Here is a 15,303-nt window from a genome sequence, read left to right on the forward strand (position 1 = left end):
CATTGGCTCTAGAAACAGAAAGCCTGCCAATTGGCAGGCTTTACTGATTAATTATAATTTACTTCTTGTCGTTGTTCCATTCGATCTTCGAACTCTTCCTTAGAACCAACTATGATACTCTCATAGTCTCTCATACCTGTTCCTGCAGGAATTCTATGACCAACAATTACATTCTCTTTCAATCCTTCCAGATCATCAACCTTACCACTTACAGCAGCTTCGTTTAATACTTTTGTTGTTTCCTGGAATGATGCCGCAGAGATAAACGATTTAGTCTGAAGCGAAGCTCTAGTAATACCCTGAAGTATTGGAGTCGCTGTAGCCGGAGTAACATCTCGTGCCTCTACTAAATTCTTGTCTTCTCTACGTAAAAGAGAGTTTTCATCTCTTAAATCACGAGGTGAAATAATCTGACCTGCTTTTAGGTTTTCACTATCACCAGCATCTTCGATCACCTTCATTCCGTACATAGAATCATTTTCAACAATAAAATCAGCCTTATGGATTAATTGATTTTCTAAGAAAATAGTATCACCCGGATCCTGAATTCTTACCTTACGCATCATTTGACGTACTACCACCTCAAAATGCTTATCGTTAATCTTCACTCCTTGTAATCTATATACTTCCTGTACCTCATTTACTAAATATTGCTGTACTGCAGAAGGTCCTTTTATTTTAAGAATATCTTCAGGAGTTACAGAACCATCTGATAGTGGCATACCTGCACGTACAAAATCATTCTCTTGAACAAGAATCTGATTCGATAATTTAACAAGATACTTCTTGATTTCACCAATTCTAGATTCTACAATAATCTCACGATTACCACGCTTGATTTTACCAAATGATACTACACCATCAATCTCACTAACAACTGCAGGGTTTGATGGATTACGTGCTTCAAATAATTCTGTTACACGTGGAAGACCTCCTGTAATATCACCAGCTTTTGCCGATTTACGTGGAATCTTAACTAAAACCTTACCTACTTCAATCTTTTCATTATCATCCACCATTAAGTGAGCTCCAACTGGAAGGTTATATGAACGAAGAACTTCGTCACCTTTACCCATAATCAGAAGTGTAGGTATCTTTTTCTTATCACGTGATTCTGAGATTACTTTTTCCTGGAATCCGGTTTGTTCATCAATTTCTACCTGATATGTTATACCTTGTTCTACATTCTCATAGGTTACTTTTCCGGCAAATTCCGAAATAATCACACCATTATATGGATCCCACTGACAGATGCTCTGATCCGCTTTCAATGTATCACCACTCTTGATAAACAACTGCGAACCATAAGGTATAAGATTTGTACTAAGTACGATCTTAGTTTTAGGATCAATAACCTTAACTTCAGAAGTACGAGAAATCACAACATCTATTTCTTTTCCTTCAGAGTCCTGACCTTTTACAGTCTTCAATTCTTCTATTTCTGCTTTACCAGCAAATTTAGATTTTAGCTGATTTTCTTCAGAAATGTTACTTGCAATACCTCCAACGTGGAATGTACGTAATGTAAGCTGCGTTCCTGGCTCTCCAATTGACTGCGCTGCAACAACACCCACTGCTTCACCTCTCTGAACTGTTTTACCAGTAGCTAGGTTACGTCCATAACATTTAACACATATACCTTTCTTAGCTTCACAGGTAAGAGCAGAACGAACTTCTACCGACTCTACAGGAGAGTTTTCGATATTCTTAGCAGTTACATCATCAATCTCTACACCAGCTTCTACAAGTACTTCTTGAGTTAATGGATTAATAACATCCATCAATGAAGTTCTACCCGCAATTCTAGCTGCTAGACCTTCTATAATTTCTTCGTTTTTCTTTAATGGACTAACTTCTACTCCTCTTAATGTTCCACAATCTTCAATATTAACAATTACGTCTTGTGCAACATCAACTAAACGACGAGTAAGGTATCCAGCATCCGCTGTTTTAAGTGCTGTATCCGCAAGACCTTTACGAGCACCGTGAGTAGAGATAAAGTACTCTAGAATCGAAAGACCTTCTTTAAAGTTAGAAAGAATCGGATTCTCAATAATTTCTCCACCAGCAGAATTTGATTTTTTCGGTTTAGCCATCAATCCACGCATTCCTGTAAGCTGACGAATCTGTTCTTTAGATCCCCTTGCTCCAGAATCAAGCATCATATATACCGAGTTAAACCCTTGCTGATCTTCTCTAATACGCTTCATCGACAATTCTGTCAATTCAGCATTAGTTGATGTCCATATATCAATTACCTGATTATAACGCTCATTATTAGTGATAAGACCCATATTATAGTTTGATACAATATTATCTACCTGCTTATTAGCATCAGCAATCATAGTATGCTTTTCCTTAGGAATAATAATATCACCTAAACTAAACGACAACCCACCTCTAAATGCGAAGTTATACCCTAGTGTTTTGATTTCATCCAAGAAAGCCGCAGTTTCAGGAACACTAGTTACCTTTAAAATATCACCAATAATATCTCTAAGAGATTTTTTAGTCAACACTTCATTTATGTAACCAGCTTTTTCTGGAACCTTTTCATTAAATAAAACTCTACCAGTAGTAGTTTCTATTATTTTAGTTACTAACTCTCCTTCTTCGATATCTTTTGTTCTAACTTTAATGTTAGCATTGATATCTAATCTTTTCTCATTATAAGCGATCACCACTTCTTCTGGAGAATAGAACGTTAAATCTTCACCTTTAATTTCTAATTCAGGTGTAGATCTACGAGACTTAGTCATATAATACAGTCCTAATACCATATCCTGAGAAGGTACCGTAACTGGTGAACCATTGGCAGGATTTAAGATATTATGAGAAGCTAACATTAATAATTGTGCTTCTAATATAGCTTCTGGTCCTAATGGTAAATGTACTGCCATTTGATCTCCATCAAAATCGGCATTAAATGCCGTACATACCAATGGGTGTAACTGTATTGCTTTACCTTCAATAAGTTTTGGCTGGAATGCCTGTATACCTAAACGGTGAAGCGTAGGAGCACGGTTTAATAATACCGGATGTCCTTTTAGAACATTCTCTAAGATATCCCAAACTACAGGTTCTTTTCTATCTATAATTTTCTTTGCAGATTTTACCGTCTTTACAATACCACGCTCAATCAATTTTCTGATTACAAATGGCTTGTACAACTCGGCTGCCATATTCTTAGGAAGACCACATTCGAATAATTTCAATTCTGGTCCTACAACAATTACAGAACGAGCAGAATAATCCACACGTTTACCAAGTAAGTTTTGACGGAAACGTCCTTGCTTACCTTTTAATGAATCTGATAATGATTTTAATGGTCTGTTAGAATCTGTTTTTACTGCAGAAGCTTTACGCGTGTTATCAAACAAAGAATCCACAGATTCTTGTAACATACGCTTTTCATTACGCAAAATTACTTCTGGAGCTTTGATTTCCATCAAACGCTTCAAACGATTGTTACGTATAATTACACGACGGTATAAGTCATTTAAATCAGATGTTGCAAAACGACCTCCATCAAGTGGCACTAATGGACGTAACTCCGGCGGAATTACCGGAACTACCTTAAGAATCATCCACTCTGGACGATTTTCTCTATTCTTATTAGCATCACGTAACGACTCTACAACTTGAAGACGCTTTAACGCTTCAGTTTTACGTTGCTTAGATGTTTCGTTATTTGCTTTATGTCTTAATTGATATGATAACTCGTCAAGATCGATTCTTTTTAAGATTTCGATAAGACATTCTGCCCCCATCTTAGCGATGAATTTATTAGGATCTGTATCATCCAAATATAAATTCTCTTGAGGAAGACTATCTAAAATATTCAGGTATTCTTCTTCTGTAAGGAAATCCATTTTCTGAACTGGTTCTCCTTCTTCATTTTTAGCAATACCTGGTTGAATCACTACATATCTTTCATAGTAGATGATCATATCTAATTTCTTAGATGGCAGCCCTAATAAATATCCTATTTTGTTTGGCAAAGAACGGAAATACCATATATGCGCTACAGGAACCACTAAATTAATGTGTCCTACACGATCTCTTCTAACTTTCTTTTCTGTTACTTCTACTCCACATCGATCACAAACGATCCCTTTGTAACGAATTCTTTTATATTTACCACAAGCACATTCAAAGTCCTTAACAGGTCCAAAAATACGCTCACAGAACAAACCATCACGCTCGGGTTTGTGAGTACGATAATTGATAGTTTCAGGCTTTAAAACTTCTCCCTGCGACGCTGCTAAAATTGACTCAGGAGAGGCTAAACCTATAGAGATTTTATTAAATCTCTTTACTGTATTCTTATCATTATTTCTTGCCATAATATATGGTTGCTTAAGAATTATTGTAATTTAAAATTGAATAATGTAAAGTATCAAACTGTCTCCTTCGACAAGCTCAGGATGACAGTTTGAATATTTTTTTATTATTCTTCTAATCTGATATCCAGACCCAGACCTTTCAATTCATGCATTAATACATTGAATGATTCTGGTAATCCCGGTTCTGGCATAGGTTCACCTTTCACGATACTTTCGTACGTCTTAGCTCTACCAATAACATCATCAGATTTCACAGTCAGTATTTCACGAAGGGTAGCTGAAGCACCGTAAGCTTCAAGCGCCCATACTTCCATCTCTCCAAAACGTTGACCTCCAAACTGTGCTTTACCACCAAGTGGTTGCTGCGTGATCAATGAATATGGACCTATAGAACGTGCGTGCATTTTATCATCTACCATATGACCTAACTTAAGCATGTAGATTACACCTACAGTTGCCGGCTGATCAAAACGATCTCCAGTACCACCATCATATAAATACGTATGCCCAAATCTAGGAATACCTGCTTCATCTGTAAATTCGTTGATCTGATCTAAAGAAGCTCCATCAAAAATTGGAGTAGCATATTTTCTACCTAATTTTTGACCTGCCCAACCTAATACGGTTTCATAGATCTGACCAATGTTCATACGAGATGGTACCCCTAATGGATTCAGTACAATATCTACTGGTGTTCCGTCTTCTAAGAATGGCATATCTTCTTCTCTTACGATACGTGCAACAATACCTTTGTTACCGTGACGACCTGCCATTTTATCACCTACTTTAAGTTTACGTTTTTTAGCAATATAAACTTTAGCAAGTTTTATAATTCCAGAAGGTAATTCATCACCCACAGAGATTGTAAATTTCTCTCTACGTAAGTTACCTTGTAAATCATTTTCTTTAATCTTAAAGTTGTGAATTAGATCCGCAACCATTTTATTAAGATTATCATCAGTAGTCCAGGTTCCTTTAGTAAGGTGAGCATAGTCATCAACACTGTTAAGCATTTTCTGAGTAAACTTTTTACCTTTTGGAAGTACTTCTTCTCCTAAATCATTAATAACACCTTGAGAAGTCTTACCTCCAACGATTATAAATAATTTATCTATCAATTCTGCTTTCAATAATGCAAATTTTGCATCATAGGATCTTTCTAAGATAGAGATATCTTCTTTATCTTGAGAACGCTTTCGCTTATCTTTAATAGCACGAGCAAACAACTTCTTATCTATAACAACACCGTGTAAAGAAGGTGAAGCTTTTAAAGATGCATCTTTAACATCTCCTGCTTTATCTCCAAAGATAGCTCTTAATAGCTTCTCTTCTGGAGTAGGATCACTCTCCCCTTTTGGTGTAATTTTACCGATAAGAATATCTCCTGGTTTGATTTCAGCACCAACACGGATCATTCCGTTTTCATCTAGATCTTTTGTAGCTTCTTCAGAAACATTAGGAATATCATTAGTTAGCTCTTCGTTACCTAATTTCGTATCCCTAACTTCTAATGAATACTCATCAATATGAATAGAAGTAAAGATATCATCTCTAACTACTTTCTCAGAAATTACAATCGCATCCTCAAAGTTATATCCTTTCCAAGGCATGAAGGCAACCTTCATATTTCTACCTAAAGCAAGTTCTCCGTTCTCAGTTGCATAACCTTGACATAAAACTTGTCCTTTATTTACTCTATCGCCAACTCTTACAATTGGTTTAAGATTTATAGAAGTACCTTGATTGGTTTTACGGAATTTGATCAGGTTATATGTTTTGGAATCACTTTCAAAACTTACCATTCTCTCTTCTTCCGTTCTATCGTACTTGATGGTTATCTTTTGAGCATCCACATACTCAACAACTCCAGCTCCTTCAGCGTTTATTAACACCCTAGAATCAGAAGCTACCTGACGTTCAAGTCCTGTACCTACAATCGGAGCATCTACTCTTAATAAAGGAACTGCCTGACGCATCATATTCGATCCCATCAATGCACGGTTCGCATCATCATGTTCCAAGAAAGGAATCAAAGATGCAGAAATCGAAGCAATTTGGTTAGGCGCAACATCCGCATAATTTACAGATGATGGCTCGATCACAGGGAAATCACCTTCCATACGTGCAATCACCTTATCACTCTCAATTGTACCATCTTCTTTTAGTGGAAGATTGGCTTGCATTATTAATTTTTCTTCCTCTTCTTCGGCACTTAGGTATCTAAACTCGCTTAAATCTACTTTACCTTCCTCAACTTTACGATAAGGAGTTTCAAGAAATCCCATTGAATTCACTTTAGCAAATACTGCAAGTGAAGAAATTAGCCCAATATTTGGCCCTTCAGGTGTTTCGATAGGACATAAACGTCCATAATGCGTATAGTGTACATCTCGAACCTCAAAACCTGCTCTTTCTCTAGATAAACCACCTGGTCCAAGAGCAGAAAGTCTACGCTTATGCGTAATCTCTGCCAACGGATTCGTCTGATCCATAAACTGAGATAACTGGTTGGTTCCAAAGAATGAATTAATTACAGAAGATAAGGTCTTTGCATTAATTAAATCTATAGGAGTAAATACTTCGTTATCCCTAACATTCATACGCTCTCGAATAGTACGAGCCATACGTGCTAAACCAACCCCAAACTGCTGAGATAATTGTTCTCCAACAGTTCTTACACGACGGTTAGAAAGGTGATCAATATCATCAATCTCCGCTTTAGAATTAATTAACTCTATTAAGTATTTTATGATAGTTATAATATCCTCTTTGGTAAGTACTTGCTTATCCATTTCGATATTAAGACCTAACTTTTTATTCATTCTATAACGACCTACTTCACCTAAATTGTAACGTTGATCAGAGAAGAATAGCTTGTCAATAATACCTCTCGCAGTTTCCTCATCAGGCGGTTCTGCATTACGTAATTGACGGTATATATGTTCTACGGCTTCTTTTTCAGAATTCGTAGGATCTTTTTGCAATGTATTATGGATAATGGCATAATCACCTTTCTGGTTATCTTCTTTATGAAGTAGAATAGTTTTAGCTCCAGAATCCACGATCTCATCTAAGTGATCTTTATCTAGGACAGTATCACGATCTAATACAATCTCGTTACGTTCGATAGAAACAACTTCTCCTGTATCTTCATCAACGAAATCTTCATGCCACGTATTTAAAACACGAGCCGCAAGTTTACGACCTAATACTTTTTTTAATCCAGACTTAGAAACTTTAACCTCTTCTGCAAGGTCAAAAATCTCTAAAATATCTTTATCTCTTTCAAAACCAATAGCACGGAAAAGTGTGGTTACTGGTAACTTTTTCTTTCTATCAATATATGCGTACATAACGCTATTGATATCAGTTGCAAATTCTATCCAAGATCCTTTAAAAGGAATAACTCTTGCAGAATATAGCTTAGTTCCATTTGCATGGAATGATTGTCCAAAGAACACACCAGGTGAACGGTGTAGTTGGGATACAACAACACGTTCTGCTCCATTGATACAGAATGTACCACTTGGAGTCATGTAAGGAATCGTTCCTAAATATACGTCCTGAACAATCGTCTCAAAATCTTCGTGCTCAGGGTCTGTACAGAAAAGTTTTAAACGTGCTTTTAGAGGCACACTATACGTAAGACCTCTTTCTATACACTCTTGTAAATCATATCTTGGTGGATCTACGAAGTAGTCTAAAAATTCTAGTACAAATTGATTACGTGTATCCGTAATCGGGAAATTTTCCATGAAGGTATTATAAAGACCCTCGTTTCCTCTTTCTTCAGACTTTGTTTCTAATTGAAAGAAGTCCTGAAATGATTTGATCTGGATATCCAAAAAATCCGGATAATCAGGTCTATTCTTTACAGAAGAAAAATTCAATCTTTCAGTTTGCGTTGCTAACATCAATGGACGGAATTAAATTAAAATTTAAAAAACAGCGTATTTTAATACATCATATTTATATACGCAAAATGGTTTAGACCTTAGAGAGAATTCTCCAGGTCTAAACCTCTATGTCAATATATGGTAAGCTTACTTAAGCTCAACCTCTGCTCCAGCCTCTTCTAATTGAGCTTTAAGAGCTTCTGCTTCATCTTTAGCAATACCTTCTTTAATTGCACTTGGAGCATCATCAACTAATCCTTTAGCCTCTTTAAGACCAAGACCAGTTAATTCCTTAACAAGTTTTACAACTGCTAATTTAGCACCACCAGCTGCTTTAAGTATTACATCAAATTCAGTTTTCTCTTCAGCAGCATCTCCACCAGCAGCTCCACCACCAGCAGCAACAGCTACTGCAGCAGCAGCAGGCTCGATACCATACTCTTCTTTTAATATATCAGCTAACTCATTAACTTCTTTTACTGTCAAGTTAACTAATTGTTCTGCGAATTCTTTTAAATCTGCCATTTTCTATCGTTTTTAATAATTTTTTTTAATTGAAATATATTTGTTAAAAAGTGCGTACACGTTTAGATTACCCTTCTTTCTCGGATAATGTTTTAAGAATACCCGCTATAGTACCTCCACTAGACTTTAATGCTGAAATAACATTCTTAGCCGGTGACTGTAGTAAGCCAATAATTTCTCCAATAACTTCTTCTTTAGACTTGATATCTACAAGTGCATCCAGAGTTTCATCTCCAACAAAAATTGCTTCCTCTACAAAAGCTCCTTTTAATAAAGGCTTCTCGGATTTCTTACGAAACTCTTTGATCACCTTTGCTGGTGCATTACCGGTTTCAGAAAACATTATAGAAGTATTTCCTTTTAATACCTCTGGTAATTCTCCAAAATCTTTATCAGATTTCTCCATTGCTTTCGCAAGAAGCGTATTCTTAATTACTTTTAATGATACGTTAGCTTTAAAACAAGCTCTACGTAAATTTGAAGTTGTTCCTGCATCTAAACCTGAAATATCTGCTAAATAGATATTAGTGTTTTCAGCTAACTGAGCAGTTAAGTCTTCAATTACTTGTGATTTTTCTTCTCTTGTCATAATCGTTTATCTTAATTACCAGCGTAGTTCTTAGAATCAATCTCCACACCAGGGCTCATTGTAGAAGACATATATATTGATTTAATATACACACCTTTAGCAGCCACAGGCTTTAACTTTACTAACGTTGTTAATAATTCTTTTGCATTTCCTGCGATTTTATCAGCAGAGAAAGAGGACTTTCCAATTGCAGCGTGAACAATACCAGTTTTATCAACTTTGAAGTCAATCTTACCAGCTTTAACATCAGAAACAGCTTTTGCTATATCCATTGTCACTGTACCAGTTTTAGGGTTAGGCATTAAACCACGTGGTCCTAATACTCGACCTAACGGACCCAATTTACCCATAACGCTAGGCATTGTAATGATCACATCTACATCTGTCCATCCACCTTTAATCTTATCTAGATATTCATCTAACCCTACAAAATCAGCTCCAGCCTCTTTTGCTTCAGCTTCTTTATCCGGTGTTACCAATGCAAGAACTTTAACATCCTTTCCTGTTCCGTGAGGTAATGTTACCACACCACGTACCATTTGATTTGCTTTACGAGGATCTACGTTCAAGCGAACTGCAAGATCTACTGAGGCATCAAAATTCACGTTTGTTATTTCTTTTACTAAAGCAGAAGCTTCGTCTACTGAATATGATCTATTCTTTTCAACTTTAGCTCTAACTTCTTTTTGCTTTTTAGTTACTTTTGCCATTTTCTACACGTTTTTGGATTAAAAAGGAGCTTGTCCTTTTACAGTTACACCCATTGAACGAGCGGTACCGGCAATCATTTTCATAGCAGATTCTACAGTAAATGCATTTAAATCCTGCATTTTATCTTCCGCAATCGTACGAACTTGATCCCAAGTAACACTAGCCACTTTTTTACGATTTGGCTCTCCAGAACCTTTTTTTGTTTTTGCTGCTTCCAGTATTTGAACCGCCGCAGGTGGAGTCTTGATTACAAAGTCAAAAGATTTGTCTTTGTAAACATTAATAACAACTGGCAATACTTTACCAGCCTTATCTTGCGTTCTACCATTGAATTGCTTACAGAATTCCATGATATTAACTCCGGCAGCACCTAAAGCAGGTCCAACTGGTGGGGATGGGTTCGCCGCTCCTCCACGTACTTGAAGTTTTACAACCTTACTTATCTCTTTAGCCATTTTTCTAATTTTAAATTAGAATTGTTCTATAAAGTGGAAGCAATAAGAACAATTCAGGATATATAATGTAACAATTATTATACTTTTTCTACTTGCATATAGCTTAACTCTAATGGTGTTTTTCTACCGAAAATCTTAACCATTACTTCTAGCTTACGCTTTTCTTCATTAACTTTCTCAACAGTACCATTAAAACCGTTAAAAGGACCATCAATTACTTTAACCGTTTCTCCAACGGTGTAAGGGATAGCAACATTATCAGTTTTCACTGCAAGTTCATCCACTTTACCTAGCATTCTATTAATCTCAGCTTTTCTTAAAGGCACAGGATCTCCTCCTTTAACCTCTCCAAGAAAACCAATTACTCCATTAATAGATTTTATGATGTGAGGAATTTCTCCAGAAAGATTTGCTTCTATCATCACATATCCTGGAAAATACACTCTTTCTTTATGAATCTTTTTTCCATTTCGGATCTGAATAACCTTTTCAGTAGGTACCAAGATTTGAGAAACATAGTCCTCCATTCCCATATGAGCAATTTCTCGCTCGATATAGTCCTTTATCTTATTTTCCTGACCACTTACAGCACGTACAACGTACCATTTTTTTGTATTACCAACCTCAGCCATTATAATTATGATTTAACTAAAGTGAAATAATACTCTATCACATTACTGAACACAGTATCAACTCCCCAGATAGCTAATGAAAAAATAACCGAAAAAACAATGGTAACTAGAGTAAGTCTTTGTGCCTCCGCCCAAGGAGTCCAAGTTACATGGTTCTTTAACTCGCTATATGATTCCGTAATGTAATTTATTAATCCAGCCATCTTATTATTCTTTTTAATGACAAGAAAAAATCTCTTACCACTATAAATTCATTATATCAACTTCATTCTATTTAAATGAAGACACTTTACATATTTATCAGCACGGGTTGAGAGACTCGAACTCCCGACACCTGGTTTTGGAGACCAGTGCTCTACCAACTGAGCTAAACCCGTATACATAAGTCAAGGTATTCGCCGTAACGAATACCTTACCTCATATATTAATATATTGTATTAGTCTAAAATTTCAGTAACCTGTCCAGCACCTACTGTTCTACCACCTTCACGGATCGCAAAACGAAGACCTACATTCATTGCAATTGGCTGAATAAGCTCAACAGTAATTGTTAAGTTATCTCCAGGCATTACCATTTCAACTCCATCAGGAAGCGCAATGTTTCCTGTTACGTCAGTTGTACGAACGTAGAACTGAGGACGGTAGTTATTATGGAATGGAGTATGACGTCCACCTTCTTCTTTCTTAAGGATATAAACCTCAGCTTTGAATTTAGAGTGTGGAGTTACAGATCCTGGCTTAGTAATTACCATACCACGAGAAATCTGAGTTTTCTCTATACCTCTTAATAAGATACCAGCGTTATCTCCAGCTTCTCCTCTGTCTAATATTTGACGGAACATCTCAATACCAGTAATAGTAGAAGTTAATTTCTCAGCTCCCATACCGATGATCTCTACAGGATCTCCAGTGTTAGCGATACCAGTTTCGATACGTCCAGTTGCAACAGTACCACGACCAGTAATAGAGAATACATCTTCGATAGGCATTAAGAAATCCTTGTCGATTTCACGTAATGGCTCTTCGATCCAAGCATCTACTTCTTTCATTAATTCTAAAACGGTATCAACCCATTTTTGCTCTCCATTTAAAGCACCAAGTGCAGAACCAGAAATTACAGGTCCATTATCACCATCATACTCATAGAAAGAAAGAAGATCTCTAACTTCCATCTCTACTAATTCTAATAGCTCTTCATCGTCAACCATATCCACTTTATTAAGGAATACAACGATTCTTGGAATACCAACCTGACGTCCTAATAAGATGTGCTCACGCGTTTGTGGCATAGGTCCATCTGTTGCAGCAACCACTAAAATCGCTCCATCCATCTGAGCCGCACCAGTTACCATGTTCTTTACATAATCGGCGTGACCTGGACAGTCAACGTGTGCATAGTGACGGTTTGCAGTTTGATATTCTACGTGAGAAGTATTAATAGTAATACCTCTTTCTTTTTCTTCTGGAGCGTTATCGATAGTATCGAAATCTCTAGCCTCAGAAAGACCTGCATCTGCCAATACCTTAGTAATCGCAGCCGTTAAAGTTGTTTTACCGTGATCAACGTGTCCAATAGTACCAATATTTAAGTGCGGTTTGGAACGATCAAAAGTTTCCTTTGCCATAATGAATTTATTTAATCTTAGTTATATATTAGTGTTCAATTAATGCTTCTGAACCAAGAGCCAATGACGAGATTTGAACTCGTGACCTCTTCCTTACCAAGGAAACGCTCTACCCCTGAGCTACACCGGCTTTTTAAAGTACACAATGATAAACCAGAGTCCTTCATTACACATCGAAAGAAAACCGATTCATCATTATTTTTATTTTAAAAATCCAATGCTAATAATGCATCAAGATTAGCTCTGTATTTTTTAAGAGCGGGAGACCGGGTTCGAACCGGCGACATTCAGCTTGGAAGGCTGACGCTCTACCAACTGAGCTACTCCCGCATTTACAATTTTGAAATCAAAATTGAAGGTTGTGGGGAGAGCAGGATTCGAACCTGCGAAGACGTAGTCAGCAGATTTACAGTCTGCCCTCGTTGGCCGCTTGAGTATCTCCCCAATTGAAATCACTATTTTAGAATGAACTTCTAAATTTTGAAAGCGCAAAAGTAATCAAATATTTTACAATTCAAAATTTTATAAAAAAAGGTTCTATTTTTTTTCAAAATCTTACCTTTTTAAGAGCCGATGGAGGGACTCGAACCCACGACCTGCTGATTACAAATCAGCTGCTCTAGCCAGCTGAGCTACATCGGCTTTTTGGTTACTTTTTTAAGCATAAAAAAGTCCGCTATTTCTAACGGACTGCAAATGTATAGAATTTATTTCTTACACAAAACAATTTTTAAAAAAAAATCATCAAACATGTGCATTTAATTTTTCCTTCCGTTTTCGCAATTGTCTTTCTAACGAACTAACACACTCATCCACACCCTCTTCAAAGCTTTTGTTTATTTTTTTAATTATAAACTCATCTCCAGGAACACTCAATAAAATTTCAGTAATTTTATTTTCTTTACCACTTGTATTCATAACTTTCAAAAAAACATCGGCATGAATAATACGACTAAAATGATTTTCTAACTTATCCAATTTCGTCTGTGTAAAATCTACCAATTTCTGATCTACATTAAAATTTACGGATTGCAAGTTCACTTTCATAGGTGTTATTTTAATTGGTTAAACAAATATTTAAAGTCCAAAAGACATAAGTGCCACAATAAACAATTTACTTTTTATTCCTTGGGTGAGATTGCTTATGCACTTTTGCTAATTGCGCAACACTTTGATGTGTATACACCTCGGTAGAAGCTAAACTGGAATGACCAAGTAATTCTTTTACAGCGTTTAGGTTTGCTCCTTCATTAAGTAGATGCGTCGCAAATGAATGTCTCAATATATGCGGGCTCTTTTTTACTTTGGAAGATGCCTCACTAAAATAACGATTTATGATACGATACACAAGTGTTTCATAGATTTTAACTCCTTTTTCTGTTAACAATAAAAAAGGATTTTTAGACTCCACTACAACTTCCGTCCTTAACTCTAAATATCTTTTGATAGTAACGACAGTAGATAACAGTAAAGGTATATACCTTTCTTTATTGCGCTTTCCTAAAACCTTCACCTGCTTACCTAAGAGATCAATATTATTTATCTTCAGATTAACCAATTCAATCCTACGCATTCCGGTAGCATAAAAAAGCTCAACAATTAACCTATCCCTAACACTTTTAAAATCTTCTCCATCTACCAATCCATTCAAAACTTTGTCAACCTCAATATTCGAGAATGGAATTTGCAGTTTTTTTGAAACTTTTAATGCTTGATGCTTAGCTAAAGGAGTCTTGTCTATTTGCCCTGTTTTTAATAAAAACTTATAATACGCTTTAAGTGAAGATACTTTCCTGTTAATCGACCTATTCGAAACCCCTCCATCAACCAAACTCACAATCCAGGAACGTATTTGAGCATAATTTGATTTTGAAATATCTTTTTGATCGTATTCTTTTTCATAAAACACAACATAAGACATCAAATCTGTTTTATACGCAGTAACCGTATGAACTGAATACTTTCTTTCTAAAAGTAAATAATCTATAAATTCTTTAATAAACACAAAAAAACCATTAGAACACAAAAGTATAAAACTTTTGACATCTAATGGTTTAAAATTATATATACTGAAAAACGAAGTTTAATTCTTAAAAGAATTAAAGCATACAACGTCTCAACATGTTGTTTTAAATTTCCTCTTGGTCTCTTAAGTGCTGAATGTATTGCGCTTTTTGAACCTGAGCTCTGCGCTCAACAGAAGGCTTTGTGAACGCCTGACGCTTACGCAGCTGACGCATAGTTCCTGTTCTATCGAATTTACGCTTAAAACGTTTTAATGCTCTATCTATATTTTCTCCGTCTTTAACTGGTATAATTAACATAGTGTTACCTCCTTTCTTTAAAAATTAGGGTGCAAAGATAACACAAAAGTATTATCTACAAAGCTTTTTTCAAATAACTTAGTTATTATTTACTTATTTATCTTAAACCTCTTATAATCAAATAAAAAAAAGTTGGTTTTTAATCTGTCGAAAATGTTTTAACAGATTAAAAACCATCTTTTCATTTGGATATTACTTTT

The 15,303-nt window shown here is 35.9% G+C and carries 12 protein-coding genes and 5 tRNA genes; all 17 read right to left on the bottom strand.

All coding sequences use genetic code 11. From position 1 onward, the window contains the following. Positions 1-47 precede the first annotated feature (47 nt). The gene (gene rpoC / locus D1818_RS08415; RefSeq protein ID WP_118457928.1) at positions 48-4,346 is read right to left on the bottom strand and encodes a DNA-directed RNA polymerase subunit beta'; all 4,299 of its coding nucleotides are present in this window, start codon (positions 4,344-4,346) and stop codon (positions 48-50) included. Positions 4,347-4,450: 104 nt separating this feature from the next. After that, complete coding sequence (gene rpoB / locus D1818_RS08420) at positions 4,451-8,260, bottom strand: DNA-directed RNA polymerase subunit beta (protein WP_118457930.1); 3,810 nt, start codon at positions 8,258-8,260, stop codon at positions 4,451-4,453. A 129-nt stretch (positions 8,261-8,389) separates the two neighbouring features. Then, positions 8,390-8,767, bottom strand: a complete 378-nt coding sequence (rplL, locus tag D1818_RS08425; RefSeq protein ID WP_118457932.1) for a 50S ribosomal protein L7/L12 — start codon at positions 8,765-8,767, stop codon at positions 8,390-8,392. Between the two features lie 67 nt (positions 8,768-8,834). Further along, on the bottom strand, positions 8,835-9,356 hold the full coding sequence (gene rplJ / locus D1818_RS08430) for a 50S ribosomal protein L10 (RefSeq protein WP_118457934.1): 522 nt from the start codon (positions 9,354-9,356) through the stop codon (positions 8,835-8,837). 11 nt (positions 9,357-9,367) lie between these two features. After that, a complete protein-coding gene (gene rplA / locus D1818_RS08435) occupies positions 9,368-10,066 on the bottom strand; it encodes a 50S ribosomal protein L1 (RefSeq protein ID WP_118457936.1) in 699 nt (232 codons plus the stop codon). 18 nt (positions 10,067-10,084) lie between these two features. Continuing rightward, positions 10,085-10,522, bottom strand: a complete 438-nt coding sequence (rplK, locus tag D1818_RS08440) for a 50S ribosomal protein L11 (protein ID WP_091412200.1) — start codon at positions 10,520-10,522, stop codon at positions 10,085-10,087. Between the two features lie 77 nt (positions 10,523-10,599). Further along, positions 10,600-11,154, bottom strand: coding sequence for a transcription termination/antitermination protein NusG (gene nusG / locus D1818_RS08445; protein ID WP_118457938.1), 555 nt, complete (start codon positions 11,152-11,154; stop codon positions 10,600-10,602). Positions 11,155-11,159: 5 nt separating this feature from the next. Beyond that, positions 11,160-11,357, bottom strand: a complete 198-nt coding sequence (gene secE / locus D1818_RS08450; protein ID WP_118457940.1) for a preprotein translocase subunit SecE — start codon at positions 11,355-11,357, stop codon at positions 11,160-11,162. 101 nt (positions 11,358-11,458) lie between these two features. Then, a tRNA-Trp gene (locus tag D1818_RS08455) sits at positions 11,459-11,531 on the bottom strand. A gap of 60 nt (positions 11,532-11,591) precedes the next feature. After that, positions 11,592-12,779 (bottom strand): elongation factor Tu, encoded by a 1,188-nt coding sequence (gene tuf / locus D1818_RS08460; protein WP_118457942.1) that lies wholly within the window; start codon positions 12,777-12,779, stop codon positions 11,592-11,594. A gap of 58 nt (positions 12,780-12,837) precedes the next feature. After that, a tRNA-Thr gene (locus D1818_RS08465) sits at positions 12,838-12,909 on the bottom strand. Between the two features lie 127 nt (positions 12,910-13,036). Next, positions 13,037-13,109, bottom strand: a tRNA-Gly gene (locus D1818_RS08470). A gap of 32 nt (positions 13,110-13,141) precedes the next feature. Then, positions 13,142-13,223, bottom strand: a tRNA-Tyr gene (locus tag D1818_RS08475). 124 nt (positions 13,224-13,347) lie between these two features. Beyond that, positions 13,348-13,421: transfer RNA gene (locus tag D1818_RS08480), tRNA-Thr, on the bottom strand. Positions 13,422-13,523: 102 nt separating this feature from the next. Continuing rightward, entirely contained in the window at positions 13,524-13,826 is a 303-nt protein-coding gene (hpf, locus tag D1818_RS08485) for a ribosome hibernation-promoting factor, HPF/YfiA family (protein WP_118457944.1), read from the bottom strand. Between the two features lie 67 nt (positions 13,827-13,893). After that, positions 13,894-14,784, bottom strand: coding sequence for a tyrosine-type recombinase/integrase (locus D1818_RS08490; RefSeq protein WP_118463615.1), 891 nt, complete (start codon positions 14,782-14,784; stop codon positions 13,894-13,896). A 124-nt stretch (positions 14,785-14,908) separates the two neighbouring features. Beyond that, on the bottom strand, positions 14,909-15,103 hold the full coding sequence (rpsU, locus tag D1818_RS08495) for a 30S ribosomal protein S21 (RefSeq protein WP_025743950.1): 195 nt from the start codon (positions 15,101-15,103) through the stop codon (positions 14,909-14,911). Between the last annotated feature and the right edge of the window lie 200 nt (positions 15,104-15,303).

The sequence above is a fragment of the Aquimarina sp. BL5 genome, from assembly GCF_003443675.1.
Classification (GTDB): Bacteria; Bacteroidota; Bacteroidia; order Flavobacteriales; family Flavobacteriaceae; genus Aquimarina.

What these genes read in the sequence shown, in the direction of transcription:
- rpoB (WP_118457930.1), bottom strand. Translation starts at nt 8,260, where the DNA reads ATGTTAGCAACGCAAACTGAAAGATTGAATTTTTCTTCTGTAAAGAAT.
- rplA (WP_118457936.1), bottom strand. Translation starts at nt 10,066, where the DNA reads ATGGCAAAAGTAACTAAAAAGCAAAAAGAAGTTAGAGCTAAAGTTGAA.
- rplK (WP_091412200.1), bottom strand. Translation starts at nt 10,522, where the DNA reads ATGGCTAAAGAGATAAGTAAGGTTGTAAAACTTCAAGTACGTGGAGGA.
- secE (WP_118457940.1), bottom strand. Translation starts at nt 11,357, where the DNA reads ATGGCTGGATTAATAAATTACATTACGGAATCATATAGCGAGTTAAAG.
- rpsU (WP_025743950.1), bottom strand. Translation starts at nt 15,103, where the DNA reads ATGTTAATTATACCAGTTAAAGACGGAGAAAATATAGATAGAGCATTA.
- rplJ (WP_118457934.1), bottom strand. Translation starts at nt 9,356, where the DNA reads ATGACAAGAGAAGAAAAATCACAAGTAATTGAAGACTTAACTGCTCAG.
- rplL (WP_118457932.1), bottom strand. Translation starts at nt 8,767, where the DNA reads ATGGCAGATTTAAAAGAATTCGCAGAACAATTAGTTAACTTGACAGTA.
- hpf (WP_118457944.1), bottom strand. Translation starts at nt 13,826, where the DNA reads ATGAAAGTGAACTTGCAATCCGTAAATTTTAATGTAGATCAGAAATTG.
- rpoC (WP_118457928.1), bottom strand. Translation starts at nt 4,346, where the DNA reads ATGGCAAGAAATAATGATAAGAATACAGTAAAGAGATTTAATAAAATC.
- nusG (WP_118457938.1), bottom strand. Translation starts at nt 11,154, where the DNA reads ATGGCTGAGGTTGGTAATACAAAAAAATGGTACGTTGTACGTGCTGTA.
- tuf (WP_118457942.1), bottom strand. Translation starts at nt 12,779, where the DNA reads ATGGCAAAGGAAACTTTTGATCGTTCCAAACCGCACTTAAATATTGGT.